The organism is Stenotrophomonas sp. YAU14D1_LEIMI4_1 (assembly GCF_003086815.1).
In the GTDB taxonomy this organism is placed as follows: Bacteria; Pseudomonadota; Gammaproteobacteria; order Xanthomonadales; family Xanthomonadaceae; genus Stenotrophomonas.
This window is the reverse complement of record NZ_CP025997.1, coordinates 2,906,123-2,927,195: the sequence shown is the minus strand read 5'-3', so window position 1 is coordinate 2,927,195 and position 21,073 is coordinate 2,906,123. Positions and strand designations below refer to the sequence as shown.

Annotated in this window: 16 protein-coding genes; 14 read left to right on the top strand and 2 right to left on the bottom strand. The window is 68.2% G+C overall.

Translation table 11 applies throughout. The annotated features are described in order from the left end of the window. Positions 1-53 precede the first annotated feature (53 nt). Together C1932_RS13725 and C1932_RS13720 are read left to right on the top strand one after the other, a co-directional pair. Complete coding sequence (locus C1932_RS13725; protein ID WP_108762543.1) at positions 54-1,664, top strand: transglycosylase SLT domain-containing protein; 1,611 nt, start codon at positions 54-56, stop codon at positions 1,662-1,664. A 20-nt stretch (positions 1,665-1,684) separates the two neighbouring features. Next, the gene (locus C1932_RS13720) at positions 1,685-2,032 is read left to right on the top strand and encodes a ribonuclease E inhibitor RraB (protein WP_108762542.1); all 348 of its coding nucleotides are present in this window, start codon (positions 1,685-1,687) and stop codon (positions 2,030-2,032) included. A 137-nt stretch (positions 2,033-2,169) separates the two neighbouring features. Here the strand turns inward: C1932_RS13720 and asd are convergent, their stop codons facing one another. Both asd and C1932_RS13710 read right to left on the bottom strand, forming a co-directional pair. Then, positions 2,170-3,012 (bottom strand): archaetidylserine decarboxylase, encoded by an 843-nt coding sequence (gene asd / locus C1932_RS13715; RefSeq protein WP_108762541.1) that lies wholly within the window; start codon positions 3,010-3,012, stop codon positions 2,170-2,172. Continuing rightward, on the bottom strand, positions 3,009-3,659 hold the full coding sequence (locus tag C1932_RS13710; protein WP_108750247.1) for an SCO family protein: 651 nt from the start codon (positions 3,657-3,659) through the stop codon (positions 3,009-3,011). Before C1932_RS13710 ends, asd begins: the two co-directional genes overlap by 4 nt. 122 nt (positions 3,660-3,781) lie before the next feature. Between C1932_RS13710 and prmB the strand changes: the two genes are divergently transcribed. From prmB to C1932_RS13650, 12 genes are all read left to right on the top strand, one after another. Further along, a complete protein-coding gene (gene prmB, locus C1932_RS13705) occupies positions 3,782-4,711 on the top strand; it encodes a 50S ribosomal protein L3 N(5)-glutamine methyltransferase (protein WP_108763450.1) in 930 nt (309 codons plus the stop codon). Then, on the top strand, positions 4,708-5,811 hold the full coding sequence (aroC, locus tag C1932_RS13700; protein WP_108762540.1) for a chorismate synthase: 1,104 nt from the start codon (positions 4,708-4,710) through the stop codon (positions 5,809-5,811). Before prmB ends, aroC begins: the two co-directional genes overlap by 4 nt. Then, positions 5,804-6,841 (top strand): D-glycerate dehydrogenase, encoded by a 1,038-nt coding sequence (locus tag C1932_RS13695; RefSeq protein WP_108762539.1) that lies wholly within the window; start codon positions 5,804-5,806, stop codon positions 6,839-6,841. Before aroC ends, C1932_RS13695 begins: the two co-directional genes overlap by 8 nt. 91 nt (positions 6,842-6,932) lie before the next feature. Next, on the top strand, positions 6,933-7,961 hold the full coding sequence (locus tag C1932_RS13690) for an aspartate-semialdehyde dehydrogenase (RefSeq protein ID WP_108762538.1): 1,029 nt from the start codon (positions 6,933-6,935) through the stop codon (positions 7,959-7,961). Between the two features lie 222 nt (positions 7,962-8,183). Then, positions 8,184-10,169, top strand: coding sequence for a FimV/HubP family polar landmark protein (locus C1932_RS13685; protein ID WP_108762537.1), 1,986 nt, complete (start codon positions 8,184-8,186; stop codon positions 10,167-10,169). Between the two features lie 21 nt (positions 10,170-10,190). Continuing rightward, complete coding sequence (locus C1932_RS13680; RefSeq protein WP_108763449.1) at positions 10,191-10,550, top strand: VOC family protein; 360 nt, start codon at positions 10,191-10,193, stop codon at positions 10,548-10,550. 32 nt (positions 10,551-10,582) lie between these two features. Next, positions 10,583-11,353: a tRNA pseudouridine(38-40) synthase TruA gene (truA, locus tag C1932_RS13675; RefSeq protein WP_108750242.1), complete on the top strand. Its 771-nt coding sequence runs from the start codon at positions 10,583-10,585 to the stop codon at positions 11,351-11,353. Further along, complete coding sequence (locus tag C1932_RS13670; protein WP_108750241.1) at positions 11,350-12,006, top strand: phosphoribosylanthranilate isomerase; 657 nt, start codon at positions 11,350-11,352, stop codon at positions 12,004-12,006. Before truA ends, C1932_RS13670 begins: the two co-directional genes overlap by 4 nt. A 185-nt stretch (positions 12,007-12,191) precedes the next feature. Further along, positions 12,192-12,866 (top strand): OB-fold-containig protein, encoded by a 675-nt coding sequence (locus C1932_RS13665; protein ID WP_108762536.1) that lies wholly within the window; start codon positions 12,192-12,194, stop codon positions 12,864-12,866. Continuing rightward, positions 12,863-14,881 (top strand): hypothetical protein, encoded by a 2,019-nt coding sequence (locus C1932_RS13660; protein WP_108753707.1) that lies wholly within the window; start codon positions 12,863-12,865, stop codon positions 14,879-14,881. The genes C1932_RS13665 and C1932_RS13660 overlap by 4 nt, the downstream gene beginning before the upstream one ends. An 85-nt stretch (positions 14,882-14,966) precedes the next feature. Next, positions 14,967-20,351, top strand: a complete 5,385-nt coding sequence (locus C1932_RS13655; protein WP_108762535.1) for a DNA repair ATPase — start codon at positions 14,967-14,969, stop codon at positions 20,349-20,351. Then, positions 20,348-21,049 carry a hypothetical protein gene (locus C1932_RS13650; RefSeq protein WP_108762534.1) on the top strand — a complete coding sequence of 234 codons (702 nt, stop codon included), beginning with the start codon at positions 20,348-20,350 and terminating at the stop codon, positions 21,047-21,049. The genes C1932_RS13655 and C1932_RS13650 overlap by 4 nt, the downstream gene beginning before the upstream one ends. The last annotated feature ends 24 nt before the right edge of the window (positions 21,050-21,073 follow it).

The window sequence follows — 21,073 nt, the reverse complement described above, 5'->3', positions numbered from 1 at the left end:
GGACCTTGGCGGCACCGCTACTCTGCCTGCCTGTTTCGCACACAGTGCCACCAATGCCCGTTCCTGTCCTGATTTCCCGCACCTGGCCGCTGCTGGCCCTGGTTGGCCTGGTTTCCCTGACGCCCGACGCCCATGCACAGCGGGTGTCGGCGCGGGACAAGGTGAAAGTGGACGCGCTGCAGCAGCGCATGGCCGCGGCCGAAAAGCGCTATGGCGACGCCTTGCTGCTGGTGGCCAATGCCGATCCCAAGGGCAGCAACGAGGCCGATGCCGCGCTGGAGGACATGGAAGATGTCATCAGCGAATGCGTGAAGCAGAAGGGCTGCCAGATGGGCAGCATGCTGGCCACCTACAAGCGCCTGCTGAAGCGCGATGCCGACGCCGCCAGCGACGAAGACGCCACCGCCGATGCCGGCGACCGCCTGGAGGCCGACCCGGACCACGTCGGCCCGCTGGCTGCCGATGTGCCCGAGGCGGCGCGCGCGGCCGCCCTGCTGAACGACAAGCGCCATGCCTTCGACAACATGGTCGAGTACAACCCGGCCGTGCAGGCGGGCATCCGCCGCTGGCTGACCGACATGCGCCCGGCGCTGATGACCACCTACGAGAACTACCAGAACCTGCGCGCGGTGATGTGGCCGGAATGGGAAAAGCGTGGCCTGCCCGAGGCCCTGCTGTTCGGCATCATGGCCAAGGAATCCAATGGCCGCGTGCACGCCTCTTCGCGTGCCGGTGCGGCCGGGCTGATGCAGTTCATGCCGGCCACCGGCCGCCGCTTCGGCCTGGGCCCGGATGGCACCGGCTTCGATACCCGTTTCGATGCACGCAGCGCGGCCGAAGCCAGCGCCACCTACATCAACGAGCGCATGCGCGAACTGAACAACAGCGTTGAGCTGTCGCTGGCCGGTTACAACGGCGGCGAAGGCCGCGCCGCCCGCGTGGCCCGCGAAAACCCGGGGCAGAGCTTCTGGGTGGACCGCGTCTACAACCAGTTCCCGGGGGAAACCAAGGACTACGTGCCGATGGTGATCGCCGCGGCGTGGATCTACCTGCACCCGCAGCAGTACGGCGTGGAGTTCCCGAAGATCAACGCTCAGCCGGCCACGGTGCGCCTGGCCCGGTCGACCACCATCTATGAACTGACCATCTGCCTGGGCAGCCACGGCACCCGCGATGGCTACATGCGCGCGCTGCGCAACCTCAACCCGCGCTATGAAGCCGACGGCTGGATTCCGGCCGGCACCCTCATCAATGCGACCACGCGCATCGCCAGCCTGTACCAGCGCAACTGCGTCAGCGGCCCGCGGGCGGACCTGGCGCGTACGCTCATCACCGCCGATCTGAACGCGGCCATCGTGCGCCCCAGCGCGACCACCTACACCGGCAGCGTCGCGGTGGGTGGGCTCGTGCCGGTGGCCGATCCGAACGCGGCCAGCCCGGTGGCCACGACCCCGAGCGCGCCGGTGGCCGCACCGCGTCCGGCCCCCGCGCCGCGCGCCAAGCCGGCACGCAGCCACAAGGTCGGCAAGGGCGAGACCCTGGGTCGCATTGCAGCCAAGTTCCAGTGCGACGTGCCGGTGCTGGCGCGCGCCAATGGCCTGAAGGCCCCTTCCTACAGCCTGCGCCAGGGTCAGACCCTGAAGCTGCAGGGCTGCGACAAGTAACTGCCCGGAGACCCCACCGCATGGACCTGCAAGCCACCCGCGACCTGTTCGAGAACCTGCGCGAGAACACCGACTGGGATCTCAGCGTGCCCCTGCTGTGGGGCTACTACTTCGTGCATTCCACCCCCGAGCGCCTGCAGGCGCTGGCAGCCAGCCTGCAGGAGCAGGGCTACACGGTGGTGGACCAGTTCGAGCAGGAGCCGGAAGAGGGCGATGCGCCCTTCCACGTGCTGCACGTGGAGCGCGTCGAGATCCACGACGAAGCCTCGCTGGACCTGCGCAACCAGGAACTGGCCGCACTGGCCAGCCAGCTGGGCGTTGAAGACTACGACGGCGTGGACGTCGGCCCGGCCCCGACCCTGCAGTAGCGTCGAGCTTGCTCGACTGCTCGGGTTTTGTAGAGTCGAGCTTGCTCGACTGCATTGCGCGCGTCAGTCGAGCAAGCTCGACTCTACGACGGCATCCCCGGCATTCCGAGAATGCCCGGGATCCCGCCGCCCAACCCTCATCGCAGCGTTGCCAGCGCCTGGCCCAGCTGCACCGGGCTTTCCGCGCCCAGCTGCGGGGCGAATTCGGCCACGCCCGGCGGCAGCAGCACGATCACGGTCGAGCCGTAGTTGAAGCGCGCCATCTCGGCGAAACGCTCCAGCACGATGCCCTGGCCGCGGTAATCCTTGCGGGTGATGCGGTCGCCGTAGGCGGGAATCTCTTCACCACTCCAGACCGTTTCCACGCCCGACACCAGCAGCGCGCCGACCATCACGCTCACCATCGGGCCGAAGCTGGTGTCGAAATGGCAGACCAGGCGCTCGTTGCGGGCAAACAGGCGCGGCACGCCGTTCACCGCCGCCGGGCCCACGCTGAACAGTCGGCCCGGCACGTGCACGGTCTCGCGCAGGGTGCCGGTCCAGGGCATGTGCACGCGGTGGTAATCGCGCGGCGACAGGTACACCGTGGCGAACAGGCCGTCGTTGTACGGCTTGGCATCTTCCGTGCTGCCCAGCAGTTCGGCGGCGGTGAACGACTGGCCCTTGGCCTGGAAAATGCGGCCGGCCTCGATCTTCCCCAGCTGGCTGATGCGGCCGTCGGCGGGCATCAGCAGCCGGCGCAGGTCAGCGTCGGCCACGCGCGCGCCCGGCTTCAGCGCACGGGTGAAGAACTGGTTGAAGGTGGGGTAGCTGCGCGGGTCGGGGTTGGCCGCTTCGTCCAGGTTGACGTCGAACTTGCGGGTAACCGTGTCGATCAACCAGCGCGACACGCGCGGATCGTCCGAGTACGCCAGCGAGCGCGCCATCGAAGACAGCAGGCGGTGGGGCAGGGCATACGTCAGGGCGGTGGTCAGGCTCATGGGGCGGATTTCTCGGTCAGCTTCTGCAGGTCGCGGGCAATGGCCGGCGCGTTGAACGGGGGGCGCACCAGGCCGGCAAGGCGGCCCTGCGGGTCAAGCACGGCCAGGCTGGCCGAATGCTCGACGGTGTAATCCTCGGGGTTTTCGTCGAAATGCTTGCCCGGCACCTTCTGGAACACGAAGCCCAGCGAGGTGGCAAAGCGCTCCAGCGAGGGAATGTCGGCGCTGGCGGCCAGGGTGTCCTTGTGGAACCCGTGCACGTACTCACCCAGGCGGGTGGCGTTGTCGCGGTCCGGGTCGACCGACACGAACAGCACGCGCGGGCGCAGCGTGTCCGGCAGGTTCTCCCACTGGTTCTGCGCGCCGGCCAGCTCGGCCAGGGTGGTCGGGCACACGTCCGGGCAGAACGTGAAGCCCAGGAACACCAGCGTCCAGTGGCCCTTCAACTCGCCCGGGATCAGGCGGGTGCCGTCGGACTGGGCCAGGTTGAAGTCGGGCAGAGGGCGCGCCTGCGGGTACAGGGTGATCGCCTCGGTGGCCGGCTGGTTGGCCGCCGGCTTCGGCGCGAACACCTGCTGCGCGGCCAGCAGGCCCAGGCCCGCGGCCAGGGCGATCAGCAGGATGATGCCGACGTTGCGATTGAACATGGGGGCTCCCGCGCGAAGTGGGCCCCATCATACCGGCTGTGGCCGGATCGTTTCCGTCGCAACGGATGCCGGCGCAGGCCGCAAGCCCTATAATCGTGGGCCACTTTGCCCGCAGTACCGCCATGACCGCTGAAACGGCCGCCGAACTCGACACGATCATCGACCTGATCCGCTACGGCACCAGCCGTTTCAACGCCGCGGGCCTGACCTTCGGGCACAGCTACGACAACGCCCTGGACGAGGCCACCCAGCTGGTGCTGCACAGCCTGCACCTGCCGCACGACCTGGGCCCGGCCTACGGCCAGGCGCGCCTGCTGCAGGAAGAAAAGCTGCGCGTGCTGGAGCTGTTCCAGCGCCGCATCGACGAACGCATCCCCGCCGCCTACCTGACTGGCGAGGCCTGGTTTGCCGGGCTCAGCTTCAAGAGCGACAAGCGCGCGCTGGTGCCACGCTCGCCCATCGCCGAGCTGATCGAGTGCGGCTTCGAACCGTGGCTGGCCGGCCGCGATGTCAGCCGCGCGCTGGACCTGTGCACCGGCTCGGGCTGCATCGCCATTGCCATGGGCCACTACTACCCGAACTGGGAAGTGGACGGCGTGGACCTGAGCGATGACGCGCTGTCGCTGGCCGAAGAGAACAAGGAGCGCCTGCAGGCGCACAACGTCACGCTGCTGAAGTCGGACCTGTTCAACGGCCTGACCGGTCGCCACTACGACCTGATCGTCACCAACCCGCCCTACGTCACCAACGACGAGACCGATGCCCTGCCGCAGGAATACTCCTACGAGCCGGAAATGGGCCTGCGCGCCGGCGACGACGGCCTGGACCTGGTGCTGAAGATCCTGCGTGACGCCCCGCTGCACCTGAGCGAAGACGGCCTGCTGATCTGCGAAGTGGGCGAATCCGAACAGCATCTGATCAAGCTGCTGCCGGAAGTCGACTTCGCCTGGATCGAATTCAAGGTCGGCCAGATGGGCATCTTCGCGGTCGAATGCCGTGAACTGATCGCCCACAGCGCCCGCATCACCGAACTGGCGGCGCAGCGCCCGTGAGCTCCAATTCGTTCGGCAAGCTGTTCACCGTCACCACGTTCGGCGAATCGCACGGGCCGGCCATCGGCTGCGTGATCGATGGCTGTCCGCCGGGGCTGGCGCTGGATGCGGCCGAATTCGCCCACGACCTGCAGCGCCGTGCCACCGGCAAGAGCCGGCACACCTCGGCGCGGCGCGAGGCCGACGAGGTCGAGATCCTCTCGGGCGTGTACCAGGGCCTGACCACCGGCACCCCCATCGCGCTGCTGATCCGCAACACCGACCAGCGCAGCAAGGATTACGCCAGCATCGGCCAGCAGTTCCGTCCGGGCCATGCCGACTACAGCTACTGGCACAAGTACGGCATCCGCGATCCGCGTGGTGGTGGCCGCTCCTCTGCGCGTGAAACCACCATGCGCGTGGCCGCCGGCGTGGTCGCCAAGAAGTGGCTGGCCGAGCGCTTCGGGGTGACCGTGCGTGGCTACCTGTCGCAGCTGGGCGAGATCCGTCCGTCTGGTTTCGACTGGTCGGCGGTGGAAGACAACCCGTTCTTCTGGCCGCACGCCGAACAGGTGCCGCAGCTGGAGGCGTACATGGATGCGCTGCGCAAGTCCGGTGATTCGGTCGGTGCGCGCGTGGACGTGGTGGCCGACAACGTGCCGCCGGGCTGGGGTGAACCCATCTACGGCAAGCTCGATGGCGACCTGGCCGCCGCGCTGATGAGCATCAACGCGGTCAAGGGCGTGGAGATCGGCGACGGCTTCGCCAGCGCCGCGCAGAAGGGCACCGAACACCGCGATCTGCTGACCCCGCAGGGCTTTGCCAGCAATCATGCCGGCGGCATCCTCGGCGGCATTTCCACCGGCCAGCCGGTGGTCGCCTCCATCGTGCTGAAGCCCACCTCCAGCCTGCGCCTGCCGGGTCCGTCGCTGGATACCGAAGGCAATGTGGTGGACGTGGTCACCACCGGCCGTCACGACCCCTGCGTCGGCATCCGCGCCACCCCCATCGCCGAGGCCATGATGGCCCTGGTGCTGATGGACCAGGCACTGCGCCACCGCGCCCAGTGTGGCGACGTCGGTACCATCACCCCGCGCATTCCCGGGCAGATCGATGGCTGATACGCGGCCGACGGTATGGGTGAGCCAGCCGCTGATCGACGCGGCCATCGCGCCGCTGCGCGATCGCGTGCGGCTGCTCGCCACCGAAACCGTCACCGCCTGGTCGTCGCAGCAGATCGCCGAACAACTGGCCTCGGTCGACGGCGCCATCATCACCCTCAACGAGCGCATCGGCGCGGCCCAGCTGGCCGATGCCGCGCAGCTGCAGGTGATCGCCAACGTCGGCGTGGGCTACAACAACCTGGACGTGGACGCGCTCAGCGCGGCCGGCATCCTGGCCAGCAATACCCCCGATGTGCTGACCGAAACCACGGCCGACCTGGGCTTTGCCCTGCTGATGGCCACCGCGCGTCGCATCACCGAATCCGAGCGCTGGCTGCGCGAGGGCAAGTGGGGGCAGTGGTCGTTCCAGACCATGCTCGGCGCCGATATCCATGGCAGCACCCTGGGCATCCTCGGCATGGGCCGCATCGGCCAGGGCATTGCCCGCCGCGGCGCGCACGGCTTCGGCATGAAGGTGCTGTACCACAACCGTTCGCGGCTGCCGGCCGACACCGAGGCGGCACTGGGCGCGACCTACGTGGACCTGGACACGCTGCTGGCGCAGTCCGACCACCTGGTCACCGTGCTGCCGTACACCCCGGCCTCGCACCACATCATCGACGCCGCCGCGCTGGCGAAGATGAAGCCCTCGGCCACCCTGGTGAACATCGCCCGCGGCGGCATCGTCGATGAACTGGCCCTGGTCGATGCACTGGCCAACGGCCGCCTGGCCGCCGCTGGGCTGGATGTCTACGAGGGTGAACCGAAGGTGCGCCCGGAACTGCTGGCGCTGCGCAACGTGGTGCTGACCCCGCATATCGGCAGCGCCTCGCTGGGCACGCGCACGGCCATGGTGCAGCTGGCGGTGGACAACCTGCTGGCCGGCCTGGGCCTGTCGGGCAGCCCGACTGCGATGCCGAGCGCGATCAATGCCGACGCAGCCCTGGCCGCGCGTGCCGTGCTGGGTAAAAAAAGCGGGAAACGATAGGGAACCTCCACGCGCCCCGTCCGAGGAGGTTCCCCGAACCCAGCTGTCGTGCGTGAGTTTTCCCCTTCCCGTTTTTCGTGAGAGTTCCCCCATGAGCAATGCACAACGCAGCTTCCACGTCGCCATCGTCGGCGCCACCGGTGCGGTCGGCGAGACCATGCTGTCCATCCTGGCCGAGCGCGGCTTCCCCGTCGGCACCCTGAGCCTGCTCGCCTCCGAGCGCTCGGCCGGTGGCGAAGTCGACTACGAAGGCCAGAAGATCAAGATCCAGGACCTGGCCACCTTCGATCCCAGCGGCGTTGAAATTGCCCTGTTCTCGGCCGGCGGCAGCGTGTCCAAGGAATACGCACCGAAGTTCGCCGCGGCCGGTGCCGTGGTGATCGACAACTCCTCGGCCTTCCGTTACGACGACGACGTGCCGCTGGTGGTGTCCGAGGTCAACCCGGACCAGGTCGGCAACCGTCCGCGCGGCATCATCGCCAACCCGAACTGCTCGACCATGCAGATGCTGGTCGCGCTGGCGCCGCTGCACCGCAAGTACGGCATCGAGCGCATCAACGTGTCCACCTACCAGTCGGTGTCCGGCGGTGGCCGTTCGGCGATGGAAGAGCTGGGCAAGCAGACCGGCCAGCTGCTCAGCTTCCAGGACATCGATCCGCAGCGCTTCCCGGTGCAGATCGCCTTCAACCTGATCCCGCACATCGACGATTTCCAGGACAACGGCTTCACCAAGGAAGAAATGAAGCTCGTGTGGGAAACCCGCAAGATCCTCGGTGACGACAGCATCCTGGTGAACCCGACCGCCGTGCGCGTGCCGGTGTTCTACGGTCATTCCGAATCGGTGGCGATCGAAACCCGCGACAAGGTCACCGTGGCCGAAGCGCGTGCGCTGCTGGAACAGGCACCGGGCGTGGAAGTGGTGGACCGTCACGAAGCCGGCGGTTACCCGACCCCGGTCACCCATGCCTCGGGCACCGATGCGGTTTACGTCGGCCGCATCCGCGAAGACCTGTCGCACCCGCGCGGCCTGAACCTGTGGATCGTGTCGGACAACGTGCGCAAGGGCGCCGCCCTGAACGCCGTGCAGCTGGCCGAGCTGGTCGCCGCCGAACAGCGCTGATACCCGCTGTCCTGTAGAGCCGGGCCACGCCCGGCTGCTTCGGCCGTTCGTAGAGTCGAGCTTGCTCGACTGCTTCTGCCGTTCGTAGAGTCGAGCTTGCTCGACTGCTTCGAAGGCAGTCGAGCAAGCTCGACTCTACGGGGCATCGCCGCCACCCGATGGGCGCGTATCGTCCCACCCGGTGGGTGCGGACCTTGGTCCGCACGCTTTATAGTGTCGCCCATGAACAAACGGGCCAAGGGCGCACGCCGCCCGCTCACCTATCTTTCCGCAGCACTGCTGGCCCTGGCCAGCAGTTCGGCCATGGCCCTGGGTCTGGGCGACATCCGCGTGCTGTCGCGCCCCGGCCAGCCCTTGCTGGCCGAGATCCCCGTCGTTTCGGCCGATCCCTCCGAACTGGAAAACCTGCGGGTGGCGCTGGCTTCGCCGGTCACCTTCGAACGCGTGGGCCTGCAACGGCCGACCGGGCTGGTCAGCGAACTGCAGTTCGAACTGACCACCAATGCGCAGGGCAGGGCAGTGGTGCGGGTGACCTCGCAGACCCCGGTCGAGACCCCATCGCTGAGTTTCCTGATCGAAGCCGACTGGGGCCAAGGGCGCCTGGTGCGCGAATACTCGGCCCTGGTGGATGCGCCGGCCAGTGCCCTGACCGTGGCCGAACCGGAAATCGTGGCGCCGGCGGGCATGTTGCCGGACACCATCGTCCGCGATACCCCGGCACCCACACCGCCTGCCGCTGCACCCTCTGCGCCGTCGACGCCCGCCAAGGCGCCCACCCGTGCAACGGCCGCGGCGGCACCGCGCGCCGCGGCGCCGGCCGCCAATGGCAGTGTGACCGTGCAGCACGGCCAGACCCTTTCGCAGATTGCCGACGCGGTCGCGCGTGGCAACCAGGTCAGCCGTGACCGGGCGATGATCGCCCTGCTGCGCGCCAACCCCGAAGCCTTCATCCGTGGCAACGCCAACCTGCTCAAGCAGGGCGCGGTGCTGCGGGTGCCGGACCAGGCCGCGCTGGCTGCCGTCGATGCAGCCGAAGCGGCGGCCATGCTGCGCGAACACGCGGCGCAATGGCGGCAGGCACGCACCGTGCCGCAGCCGGCCGGCGCGCCGGCGGCGCTCGCCACCACGGCATCGGCTGCACCGGCCCCCGCCACCGGGGCGCGTCTTGAGATTGCTCCAGCGCTGGCGGCCGACGCTGCCCACGCGGGCACAACCACCGGCACCGCTGCCGGCAGCGAGGGTGACATGCTGGGCAATGAACAACTGCGACAGGCCAAGGAAGATATCGCCACCCGCGATGCCGAGATCGGCGAGTTGAAGCAGCGCGTGGCCGAACTGGAAAAGCTGAAGGATCAGCAGCAATCGCTGATCGCCCTGAAGGACAACGACCTGGCCGCTGCGCAGCAACGCCTGGAACAGCCGGCGGGCGCAACCAGTGCAGGCACCCCGTGGTACTGGCTGGGGCTGCCGTTGCTGCTGCTCATGGCAGGTGCGGCCTGGCTGATGCGCCGGCGCAGGCCTTCGCCCCTGCCGCCGCTGCGCGATGAAAGCGATGCGGCCGCCCTGGCCGCAGCGGTACCCGCCGGTGCAGCGCTGGACACCGTGGCCGAGCAGTCGGCGTGGGCGTCCCCGGCGTCCGGCGATGCTCGCCAGGAGCCGGCGATGCCGGAATGGGCCATCGCGGCCGAGACCCACCAGGACGCGCAGGACGCCGCCTCCGCGCGCGCCGACGCGTTCGACGCGACCACGCCGCTTGAGGACACCGAAAGCGAACTGCCGGCCGCCGTGGCCGCGCCGCCGCAATGGGATGCGCCGGAGCCGGAACCGGAACCGGAAGTGCAAGACGAGGCCGCGCCGGTCGATGCGGCCCCTGCGGAGACCCCGGCCGTGGACGTACCCGACTACGCCCTGCACGCCGAACAGCAGCCGCAGTTCCGCGGCGTGTTCGACCTGCCGGCCGAGCTGCACGAAGACCCTGTCGCCGCAGAGACCGACGCCGCTGACGCCGCCGAGGAAGCGCCGGTTGCCGCGCAGCCCGATGCACACGACTGGACACCGCGCCCCGGCCAGGAGCGGCTGGAACTGGCCATCGCCTATCTGGACCTGGGCGACGCGCAGACCGCACGTACCCTGTTGCAGGAAGTGGCCGAGCAGGGCGATGTGCACTGCCAGGCGCAGGCACGCGAACTGCTGGCACGCTTGGATTGATTCCCCATGACGGACACTGCCATGACCCGCGAACGCCGCATCGACTACGTTGAATTCGCCTCCAGCGATCCCGCCGCCAGCCGTGCGTTCTTCGAAACCGTGTTCGGCTGGTCGTTCGTCGATTACGGCAGTGATTACACCACGTTCGATGATGGCCGCCTGCAGGGTGGCTTCTTCCGCGCAACGCCGCAGCAGGCCAGCAGCGGCGCGCCGCTGCTGGTGCTCTACGCCGACCAGCTGCTGCCGGTACAGAGCGCGGTCCAGCAGGCCGGTGGCCGCATCGTGCGCGAGGTGTTCTCGTTCCCGGGTGGCAGCCGCTTCCAGTTCATCGAACCGGGTGGCAACGAACTGGCGGTCTGGTCCGAGCGCGATCCGGCCTGACCGCACCCCCCAAGGCAAGATCGAGGTAGCACATGCGTTACGCGCTTGGCGTCGAATATGACGGCAGCGATTTCAGGGGCTGGCAGAACCTGGGCGAAGGCGGTCCCAGCGTGCAGGCCAGCCTGGAACAGGCCCTGTCATCGGTTGCCGATGCGCCGCTGCAGGTGGTCTGTGCCGGGCGTACCGACGCCGGCGTACACGGCCAGTGCCAGGTCGTCCATTTCGATACCGATGTCGTGCGTGACCCGCGCGCGTGGATGCTGGGCACCACCACCCGTCTGCCGCGGTCCATTGCGGTGCGCTGGTGCGTACCGGTGGCCGACGATTTCCACGCCCGCTTTTCAGCGCGGGCACGGCGTTACCGCTACCGCCTGCTGAACCGCGAGGTGCGCCCTGCGCTGGACCGGCAGACCCTGAGCTGGGAGCGGCGCGCGCTGGATGCTGGCCTGATGCACCAGGCCGGCCAGGCCCTGCTGGGCGAGAACGACTTCAGCGCCTTCCGTTCGGTGCAGTGCCAGGCCCTGCATGCGCGGCGCGAGCTGCAGTCGCTGCAGGTCAGCCGCCAGGGCGAGGTGATCGAGGTGGCAGTGCAGGGCAATGCATTCCTTCATCACATGGTTCGCAATATCGTCGGTTCGCTGATCCTGGTCGGCAGCGGCGAAAAACCAGTGGAATGGATCGCCGAACTGCTGGCCGGACGCGACCGCACCGTGGCCGGGCCCACCGCTCCCCCGCAGGGACTGGTGTTCCTGGGGCCACTGTACCCCGACAACTGGCACCTGCCCGCCGAGGTCACTCTATGAGCCGCTCGTACTACCGCACCCGCATCAAGTTCTGTGGCATGACCCGCGCCGGCGACGTGCGCCTGGCCGGTGAACTGGGCGTCGATGCGGTGGGGTTCATCTTCGCCCGTGAAAGCAGCCGCCGCGTGGCCCCGGCCGAAGCCCGGGCGATGCGCCAGGCGATCGCGCCGATGGTCGATGTGGTGGCCTTGTTCCGCAACAACAGCAAGGAAGAGGTGCGCGAGGTGCTGCGCACCGTGCGACCGACCCTGCTGCAGTTCCACGGCGAGGAAGACGAAAGCTTCTGCCGCAGCTTCAACATGCCCTATCTGAAGGCCATTGCCATGGGCGGGCGCGAGGAGGTCAACGCACGCACGCTGCAACTGCGTTACCCCAGTGCGGCCGGCTTCCTGTTCGACAGCCATGCGCCCGGTGGCGGCGGCGGTACCGGCGTGGCCTTCGACTGGGCGCGCATCCCCACCGGCCTGCACCGTCCGTTCCTGCTGGCCGGCGGCCTGACCCCGGACAACGTGAAGGAAGCCGTGCTGGCCACCCTGCCGTGGGGGGTGGACGTATCCAGCGGCATCGAAGTCGAGCCGGGCATCAAGGACGGCTACAAGATGCGCACCTTCGTGGAAGAAGTCCGCAGCGCCGACTGCACCGTGCTGGATTGACCGCCACGGGGCGGGGGCGGCCGCAACGGCCGCTGCCCCGCGTCTTCACATTTGTCCCTGCACGTCCTCTTCACATAGGATAAAAGGGAACGCTGCGGCCATGAGGGCCGCGGCGGGGATCGACGGGGCCGCCACCGGCGGTGTCCGAACGGGCGTATCGCGCCCACAGCCCTGGAAGGCAAGCGATGCAGGAGTTCCTGACCGTAGTGTTCGGTTACCCGACCCTGCCGTACAGCGTGGTGCTGTCGGTGGCGCTGGTGTATTGGGGGCTTGCCGCCTTTGGCCTGGTCGATGACGGGTTTGGCGATCTCGGCGCCGATGGCGCGCTCGACGGTGGCACCGATCTGCATGGCTTGTCGGCCCTGCTGCAGCGCTTCGGCCTGGGCGGGGTGCCGGTCATGGTGGTGGTCACCCTGCTGGCCCTGTTCGGCTGGGTACTGACCTATTTCGTCCACCTCTATCTGCTGCTGCCGCTGCCGGACCTGCTGCGCTGGTCCATCGGCACCGGCGTCGCCCTGCTGGCACCGCTGCCGGCCGTGCCACTCACCGCCCTGCTGCTGCGCCCCATCCGCCGCTTCCTGCTGCGCCTGCGCCCGGTGCCGCAGGCCTCGCTGCTGGGCCGCATCGGCGTGGTGGCCTCGCCCAGGGTGGACGCACGCAACGGCCACGCCACCGTCGATGACGGCGGTGCCGGGCTGGTCCTGCAGGTGCGCAGCGACATCGAACTGCAGCGTGGCGAGCGCATCGTGCTGGTCGAGCACGTGGCCGAACAGCATTACTACCGGGTGGTCCGCGCCGATGCGGTCGCCCTCGATTTCCAGGACAACCTGCTTCCGGGCAACAAGGAGAATCACCCATGAGTTTCAGTGGCGCGGCCCCGTTCCTGATCATCCTGATCACCGTCGTGGTGGGCCTGCTCGGCCTGGCGGGTCTGTTCAAGGCGTTCTACCGCAAGGTTGACCAGGGTGTGGCCCTGATCGTCAACGACATGAGTTCTACGCCCAAGGTGCACTTCACCGGCGCGCTCATCATTCCGGTGCTGTACCGCGCCGAGCTGATGCGCATCAGCCTGATCACCCTGCAGATCGACCGCCGCGGCAAGGAAGGCCTGATCTGCCGCGACAACATGCGCGCCGACATCGCCGTGGCCTTCTACCTGCGGGTGAACGAGACCCAGGCCGACGTGCTGCGGGTGGCCAAGGCCATCGGCGCCGACCGTGCCTCGGACAAGCACGCGGTGGACGAACTGTTCAACGCCAAGTTCTCCGAAGCGCTGAAGACGGTCGGCAAGAAGTTCGACTTCACCGAACTGTTCGAAAAGCGCCAGGAATTCCGCGACGAGATCATCGCGGTGATCGGCAACGATCTGAACGGCTACGTGCTGGAAGACGTGGCCATCGATTACCTGGAGCAGACTCCGAAGGCGCTGCTGGACCAGTTCAACATCCTCGACGCGCAGGGCATCCGCAAGATCACCGAGCTGACTGCCGCGCAGAACGTGGTGACCAACGAGCTGGAGCAGAACGAGAAGCTGGCCATCACCAAGAAGAACGTGGAAGCGCGCGAAGCACTGCTGGCCCTGGAACGCCAGCAGGCCGAGGCCGAGGCGCGGCAGAAGCGCGAGATCGAAACCATCCGCGCCCGCGAGGAAGCCGAGACGGCCAAGGTGCAGGAAGAGCAGCGCCAGCTGTCCGAGAACGCGCGTATCGAAGCACAGCAGCTGATCGAGATCCGCGACCAGAACCGCCTGCGCGAAGTGGAAGTGGCCGAGCAGAACCGCCAGCGCGCAGTGGCCATCGAAGCCGAGCGCGTGGAGCGCGCCCGCCAGCTGGAGCAGGTCACCACCGACCGCGAAGTGCAGCTGCAGGGCGTGGAGCGTGACAAGGTGGTCGAGCAGGGCAAGATGGACGTGGCCAACATCACCCGCGAACGCATCTCCATCGACAAGACCGTGGCCCAGGAGGAAGAACGCATCAAGGAAGTGCGCGAAGTCTCCGAAGCCGACCGCCAGAAGCAGGTGCTGATCCTGGAAGCCGAAGCCAAGGCGCAGGAAGCGCTGGTGCGCGAAGTGAAGGAAGCGCAGGCGCGCGAAACCGCCTCCAAGCACCGCGCGGTGGAACTGACCACCCTGGCCCAGGCCGAGCACGAAGCAGCCGGCAAGCAGGCCGAGGCCAAGCGCCTGCTGGCCGATGCGTTCCGCGCCGAACAGGCCGCGCCGGGCCTGGCCGAAGCGCAGGTACGTGAAGCCTCGGCGCTGGCCATCGAGAAGGTCGGCATTGCCGAGGCCCGCGTGATCGAGGCCAAGGCCGATGCCACCCTGAAGCAGGGCAGCAACGAGGCGCGCGTGCTGGCCGAGACGCTGCAGGCACAGGCGCAGGGCGAAGAGAAGATGGGCCTGGCCCGTGCCACCGCCACCGAATCGCTGGGCAACGCCGAAGCCGGCGTGGTGCAGAAGAAGCTGCTGGCCGAGGCCGAAGGCCTGGTGCGCAAGTTCGAAGCCATCGCCTCGCTCAGCGACCAGGCACGTGGCCACGAAGAGTTCCGCATGATGCTGGACAACAGCTTGAAGCAGGCGCTGGCGTCGATCGAGGCAGGCAAGGAAGTCTCGCGCGAGAACGCCAACGTCATCGCCAGCGCCCTGCGCAACGCCGACATCGATCTGGTCGGCGGCGACGGCGGCATGTTCGAAAACCTGGTCAAGGCGGTTTCGCTCGGCAAGTCGATCGAAGGCTTCGCCGGCAAGAGCCCGATCGTGCAGGAGCTGATGCAGCGCTACCTGGGCGTGGCCGTGGCCGAACCGGCAGCGCGGCAGATCGCCGAGGACGCCGACGCGGTGCCGACCGTGTCGGCCACCGTGGTCGACAGCGCCCGTTGATGCACCGCGCGGTGGCCGTCATGGCCACCGCACGTCCACGACGGCCGCCGCAGCGGCCGTCCATCCGTGAGCGGGAAGCCTGCTGATGTCCGAAACGAATTCAACCGCCGACAGCGCCACCGCGGCGGCGGCCGACACCGTCGACCAGGCCGTGGCCCAGGGCGGTGCCTACGAAGTGCTGCGCCGTCGCCTGGTCGAACAGGGCCAGCGCCTGCAGGCCCTGGCCGATACCCTGAACCGGCAGCGCCTGGCCGAGTTCGGCGACAGCCGCCTGGAGGTGGTCGGTCGCTTCCGCATCCGCAGCGAGAACAACTGCGTCGGCCGCGACATCGTGCAGGTCGGCCCCGATCGCCTGCTGTTCGGCTACAACGTGTTCATCGGGCTGAAGACCCAGACCCGCATCGAAGATGTGTTCGGTCTGTACCGCCTGGTGCAGGGCCCCGATGGCTACGACGTGGCTGCGCTGGAGCTGAAGGGCAGCTTCCTCGACCAGCCCGGCTTCGTGCACGACTTCAACGAACTCTATGCCTACTACAAGCACGCGCGCCTGCTGCAGCTGATCGTGGTGGGCGACAAGCTGCTGGCCTCGTTCCAGATCGGCCAACGCAGCAGCGATGTGCGCGTTTTCCGCTGGGCGCTGTCGCGCGATGGCGAACTGACCTACCTCGATGCGCGCGGCGAGCGTGACATCGCCCTGCCGCCGCCGTTCGATTTCGAATGGACCAAGGCCACCCGCGACCTGGCGGTGAACGGCCGCCATTCGCACCTGAACATCCTCGACACCCTGTTCGTGGAAACCACCGGTGGCGACCTGACCATCAAGGTGGAAAACAACACCGAGACCGGGCAGGGCATCTACAGCGAGCCGGTGGAAGACAGCACCCAGTCGCTGGACGATGCGCAGTTCGAGTTCGCCCGGGTCGGCTCGCTGCTGCTGCTGAAGGTGCTGCCGTATCGCGAAACGGTCTGGCGTGGCCTGATCTACAACACGCTCACCGGCGCCATCGTGCGCAACGATGCCATCGTGCAGGCCTGCGTGCAGCTGCCCGAAGACCACGGCGTGATCTTCCCCGGCGGTTACTACCTGCAGGGCGGCGAGCACAAGGCCTTCGATGCCTCCATGGCCGGCATGCAGTTCAAGCGCAGCATCCGTTCGCCCAACGGCGAGGACGTGCTGTACATCTTCTATGAGCGCGAAGGCGGCCGCTCGGCGCTGTTCGTGTACAACACCATCCAGCGCGTGCTGCAGAACCCGGTGTTCGGCCACGGCTACGCGTTCATGCAGGATGGGCGCATGGTGCTGTTCAACGCCGAAGGCGCCGAACCCACCCGCATCCACCCGATGCAGGTCTGGCAGACGCCGTTCAGCAGTGACGAATTCGCTGCCAGCCGGCCGCCGGGCAACACCTTCATGGGCCGCATCGGCAACGCCGAACTGGTGCGCGGCATCTCCAACCTGTTCAACCTGGCCCGCGAGATCGACGGCCAGGATGTGTCGGTGCAGCGCTACCAGCGCCTGGTGGCCGATACCCGCCGCCTGTTCGACGCCCACCACTGGCTGGGTGACGAGGCCTGCGACGGCGCCGAGGCCCTGCTGCGGCAGATCAGCGCCACCGGCGAATCGGTGCTGGACGAATACGAGAAAGTGCAGTCGATCCGCCAGCAGTCGGCGCAGGCCATGGCCGAGGCGGAGGCCGCCTACAAGGCGCTGCTGGGCCGGCTGCAGCCGGAGAACTGGAACGAGGTGCAGGCCTTCGTCGAGGCGCTGAACGCGATCACCGCGCTGCGTGGCCGCCTGCTGACCCTGCGCGAACTGCGCTACATCGACACCGATCGCATCGAAGCGATGGGCGTCGAACTGGTGCAGGCCCACGAGCGGGTGGGTGCAGCCACCGGCAGCTTCCTGGCCGGCGATGCGGCCCTGGCGCCGCTGGCCGCACGCCTGCAGGGGCTGGATGAAGCGGCCCAGCAGGCCGCCAGTGCGCGCCAGCTGGACGAGCAGCTGCAGGGGCTGCGTGACATGGCCGCCGACCTGGACATGCTGTCGCAGCTGATGGCGGGCCTGAAGGTGGACGACGCCACCGCACGCACGCGCGTGGTGGAAGCCATTTCCACCCTGTATGGCCGCTTGAACCAGGCCCGCGCGCGTGCCGAACAGCGCAGGAAGACCCTGGGCAGTGCCGAATCGGTGGCACAGTTCGCCGCGCAGTTCGCACTGTTCTCGCAGTCGATCACCAGTGCGCTGGCCATGGCCAGCGATCCGGAAAAGGCCGATGACCAGCTGTCGCGCCTGCTGGTGCAGCTGGAAGAACTGGAAAGCCAGTTCGGCGAGCACGAGCAGTTCCTCGGCGACATCCTCAGCAAGCGCGAAGAGCTGGTGGAAGCCTTCGACACGCACAAGCAGGCGCTGCTGGATGACCGCCAGCGCAAGGCGCGCTCGGTGCTCGATGCGGCCAACCGCATCCTCGACGGCCTGGCCAAGCGCACCGAGCGCTTCGCCAGTGCCGACGAGCTGAATGCCTTCTTCGCAGGCGACCCGCTGATCCTCAAGCTGCGCGAACTGGCCGAGCGCCTGCGTGCGCTGCGCGACAACGTGAAGGCCGACGATATCGAGGCGCGCCTGAAGGGCGTACGCGACCAGGCCGTGCGCCAGTTGCGTGACCGCAGCGATCTGTACGAAGCCGGCGGCAACGTGGTGCGGCTGGGGCCGCGCCATCGCTTCAGCGTGAACACCCAGGCATTGGACCTGACCCTGCTGCCGCGCGGCGACACCCTGGCCATCCATCTCACCGGCACCGACTTCCTGGAAACCCTGCACGACCCGGAACTGGACGCGCTGAAGCCGTTCTGGCCGGTCACCCTAGATTCGGAATCCGACGCGATCTACCGCGGCGAATATCTGGCCGGTTGCGTGCTGCGTGCCGCCGAAGAAGGGCGCGGCGGCCTGGATCTGCCGCAGCTGATGCACGATGCCGCCGAACCGGATGCGCTGGACCAGCGTGTGCGCGCGTTCGCAGCGCCGCGCTACCGCGAAGGCTACGAACGCGGCATCCACGACCACGACGCCGCGCTGATCCTGCGTGCGCTGCTGCCGCTGCAGCAGGCCGCCGGGCCGCTGCGGCATGCGCCGCGCGTGCGCGCGCTGGCCTTGTTGTTCTGGGCCGCGCAGCAGCGCGAGGATGCCGTGGCGCAGTGGCCCAGCCGCCAGGCCGGCGCCGACACCATTGCCCGTCTGTTCGGTTCGGACGAAGGGCGGCTGGCGCTGCGCGCGGAAATGGCGCAGGCCCTGCATGATCACGCACAGGCACACGGCCTTCCGTTCGACGCCGACATGGCCGCCGATGCCGCGGCCTACCTGGCCGATGAGCTGCACAATGGCGAGCCGGTGTTCAGCATCAGCCGCCACGCCCAGGCCCTGCTGGACGCGCTATCCCAACAGTTGGAGCAGGCCGGCCAGCGCGATGCGTTCGAGCGCGCGCTGCAGCGCAGCCAGGACCCGCTGGCCACGCGCTGGGCATCGGCCGGGCAGTGGCTGCGTGCCTTGGCCGGGCTGCCGGCGCAGGCCGCCCATGCCGGCTACGTCGACGAAGCCGCTGCGCTGCTGCTGGTACAGCGGCAACTGCGCACGCGTGCCAGCGAAGCCATCCTGCGCGCCGAAGTGAAGGGGTTGCTGGGCGAGCACCCGCGCATCCACGGCGGCACCCTGGTGCTGACCCTGGACGATTTCCAGTCGCGCCTGCAGCACCACCTGCAGCGCTTCGTGCCGTCCTTCCACGCCTACCAGAGCGTGCGCCAGGGCATCATCACCCGCGAACGCGACACCCTGCGCCTGTCTGAGTTCAAGCCGCGGCCGCTGTCCTCGTTCGTGCGCAACAAGCTCATCAACGACGTCTACCTGGGCGTGATCGGCGACAACCTGGCCAAGCAGATGGGCACGGTGGGCGAGAACAAGCGCAGCGACCTGATGGGCCTGCTGATGATGATTTCGCCCCCCGGCTACGGCAAGACCACGTTGATGGAATACGTGGCGCACCGCCTGGGCCTGGTCTTCATGAAGATCAACGGGCCGGCGCTGGGCCATGAAGTGCGTTCGCTGGACCCGCAGCAGGCGCCCGACGCGACCTCGCGGCAGGAGCTGGAAAAGCTGAACCTGGCGCTGGAAATGGGCAACAACACCATGCTGTATGTCGATGACATCCAGCACACCCATCCCGAGTTCCTGCAGAAGTTCATTTCACTGTGCGATGGCACGCGCCGCATCGAAGGCGTGTGGCGTGGCAGGACGCGCACCTATGACATGCGCGGCAAGAAGTTCTGCGTGGTGATGGCCGGCAACCCGTACACCGAGTCCGGCGAAGTGTTCAAGATTCCGGACATGCTGGCCAACCGCGCCGACATCTACAACCTGGGCGATGTGCTGGGTGGCATGGAAGCGGCGTTTACCCTCAGCTACATCGAGAACAGCCTCACCTCCAACCCGGTGCTGGCGCCGCTGGCCACGCGCGACATGGCCGATCTGTACCTGCTGGTTGATCGGGCGATGGGCAAGGACGTGTCCACCAACGGTCTCAGCCATGCCTACAGCGGGGCCGAGGTGAACGAGATCACCGCCACCCTGCAGCGCATGCTGCGGGTGCGCGACGTGGTCTACCGGGTCAACCAGCAGTACATCGCCAGTGCCGCGCAGGATGATCGCTACCGCACCGAGCCGCCGTTCCGGCTGCAGGGCAGCTACCGAAACATGAACAAGCTGGCCGAGAAGATTTCGCCGGTGATGAACGAGGACGAGCTGCAGCAGTTGGTTTCCGACCATTACCTGGGCGAGGCGCAGCTGCTGACCACCGGCGCCGAAGAGAACCTGTTGAAGCTGGCCGAACTGCGTGGCGTGCTGGATGACGCGCAGGCGCAGCGCTGGGCGCAGATCAAGCGCGATTTCCTGCGCAACAAGGCCATGGGCGCCGACGAAGGGGATGTGGGTGGGCGGGTGGTGGCGCAGTTGGCCGACATCGCCAGCGCGCTGCAGCTGCCGCCGCCAGCGCCCGCGCAGGCCCCGGCACCGCCCGCCGATCCGGCACCGTGGGCGGCGCTGCTGGAGGCGCTGCACCGCCTTGCCGAGGCGCGCCCCGCGCCTGCGCCAACCACCGCGCCAACGGCCGCGCCGGCCGTGGTGCAGGCCGCACCGCTGGCCGAAGACCTGCGGGCCGGTCTGGCACCGCTGCTGCAGGTGCTGGTGTCCTCGCAGGAACAGCAGGTGCAGCTGTCGCAGACCCTAGCGGCCTTTGCTGGCTGGGCGCGGCAGCAGGTGCAGGCCGAACCGGTGGCCGACCTGCGCCGGCGTCCGCGCGTACGCCGCGCGTCCACGCCGGAAGAACGCGCGCTGGACGAAGCCCTGATGCGCCACTTCTATGGTGAATCGCTGCCACCGGAAAGCGGTGCCGACGAAACGCCGCGGCCACCGCCGCTGCCGTGAGCCAGCCCCTGCCCACGCCGCAGTTGCCGGCCAGCGCCGATGCCACGGCGCTGGCCGACTATGGCGCGCCGCTGCTGCGTGCGTTGCAGGCCGGCGAGCCGACACCTGTTGTCGGTGATGCACACGGCCTTGTGCAGGCGCTGGCGCGCATTGCTCTGGCGGTACAGGGCGCCGATCCGGCGCGGCTGCGACGCCAGGAAAGCTGGTGGGGCAGGTTGCTGGGCCGCGACGTCACCCGCCAGGCGCAGGCGCAGGTATTGCAGTCGCAATTGGGGGTGCTGGTGCTGCAGGCACGCGAGCAGGCGCAGCGCCTGCAGGAGCACCTGCAGCAGCGCCAGGCCGCCATCGCCCACGCCCAGACCGCTGCACAGGCACTGCAGCACTGGGCCGATGCCGCGCAGCCATTGCTGGCGACGCTGCCCGCACACGCGCAGGCCGGGTTGGCCGCGCGCGTGGACCACCTGCAGCGCCTGTCGGCCCTGCGCACGCTGGACGCAGGGCAATGGCAACTGTTGAACGAACAGGACCAGGCGCTGCTGCAGCGATTTGCCCACATCCACGACATCCTGCTGCCGGCCTGGCGGCAGGCCGCATTGGCCGGCCAGGCGCAGGCCCGTGCCGTGCAGGCCGCACAGGCCGCCGACCTGCAGGCACAGATCGACCACGAAGTGGCCGCCGCTCAGGCTAGACTGCGCTGAGCCGGCCGCCGCTGCCGCTTACCC

Coding starts and splice junctions, on each gene's coding strand:
- C1932_RS13720 (WP_108762542.1), top strand. CDS start 1,685: ATGGACCTGCAAGCCACCCGCGACCTGTTCGAGAACCTGCGCGAGAAC.
- C1932_RS13690 (WP_108762538.1), top strand. CDS start 6,933: ATGAGCAATGCACAACGCAGCTTCCACGTCGCCATCGTCGGCGCCACC.
- C1932_RS13685 (WP_108762537.1), top strand. CDS start 8,184: ATGAACAAACGGGCCAAGGGCGCACGCCGCCCGCTCACCTATCTTTCC.
- C1932_RS13710 (WP_108750247.1), bottom strand. CDS start 3,659: ATGTTCAATCGCAACGTCGGCATCATCCTGCTGATCGCCCTGGCCGCG.
- C1932_RS13665 (WP_108762536.1), top strand. CDS start 12,192: ATGCAGGAGTTCCTGACCGTAGTGTTCGGTTACCCGACCCTGCCGTAC.
- C1932_RS13655 (WP_108762535.1), top strand. CDS start 14,967: ATGTCCGAAACGAATTCAACCGCCGACAGCGCCACCGCGGCGGCGGCC.
- asd (WP_108762541.1), bottom strand. CDS start 3,012: ATGAGCCTGACCACCGCCCTGACGTATGCCCTGCCCCACCGCCTGCTG.
- C1932_RS13725 (WP_108762543.1), top strand. CDS start 54: ATGCCCGTTCCTGTCCTGATTTCCCGCACCTGGCCGCTGCTGGCCCTG.
- C1932_RS13695 (WP_108762539.1), top strand. CDS start 5,804: ATGGCTGATACGCGGCCGACGGTATGGGTGAGCCAGCCGCTGATCGAC.
- prmB (WP_108763450.1), top strand. CDS start 3,782: ATGACCGCTGAAACGGCCGCCGAACTCGACACGATCATCGACCTGATC.
- truA (WP_108750242.1), top strand. CDS start 10,583: ATGCGTTACGCGCTTGGCGTCGAATATGACGGCAGCGATTTCAGGGGC.
- C1932_RS13670 (WP_108750241.1), top strand. CDS start 11,350: ATGAGCCGCTCGTACTACCGCACCCGCATCAAGTTCTGTGGCATGACC.
- C1932_RS13680 (WP_108763449.1), top strand. CDS start 10,191: ATGACCCGCGAACGCCGCATCGACTACGTTGAATTCGCCTCCAGCGAT.
- C1932_RS13660 (WP_108753707.1), top strand. CDS start 12,863: ATGAGTTTCAGTGGCGCGGCCCCGTTCCTGATCATCCTGATCACCGTC.